Source organism: Mycobacterium sp. NGS51, assembly GCF_059812525.1.
In genome coordinates, this window is record NZ_JCALCV010000064.1 from 1 (window position 1) to 458 (window position 458).

Consider the following 458-nt stretch of genomic DNA (forward strand, 5'->3'; position numbering starts at 1 on the left):
GACCGGCCGTCAGCCCAATCGGCGAACGGCACATAGTGCGTCACCGGAACGGCAGTGCCGTTGTGCGCGGCGTGCACCAACATCACCGGTGCCTTCAGGGCATAGCGCGCCCAGTCGGTGCTGGGATCGTCGCCGCTGGCGGTCAGGATGGGCCCGCAGCGCGCCGAATCAAGTTGGCTCCACACCCGCTGGCGGGTGGACAGCCAGCCGGAGAACCGCCCACCCACCAGCGGGGAGTTGGCGGCGATGGCCACCATCGTCGGACCCAGCGCATGGGCTAACCGCACCCGCGCCGCCCACCCCGCCTGCGGTCCGGCGTCGAGGTTGACCTGGACCGACGCCGTCGACGTCATCATCGCCGCGCCGGCGACGCCGGTGCGGCTGGCCACGAAGAACCGTTCCATGGCGGCATAGCGCGCGCCCGGGTTGACCCGTTTGGCCGGCCGCAGCGGATCCGC

The 458-nt window shown here is 71.8% G+C and carries 1 protein-coding gene; it reads right to left on the bottom strand.

Features of this window, described 5'->3' with window-relative positions; translation table 11 throughout:
* Nucleotides 1–458 (bottom strand): glutamate-cysteine ligase family protein (locus AC5Y5W_RS24980; RefSeq protein ID WP_500022664.1); only part of this gene is annotated, 458 nt, incomplete at both ends.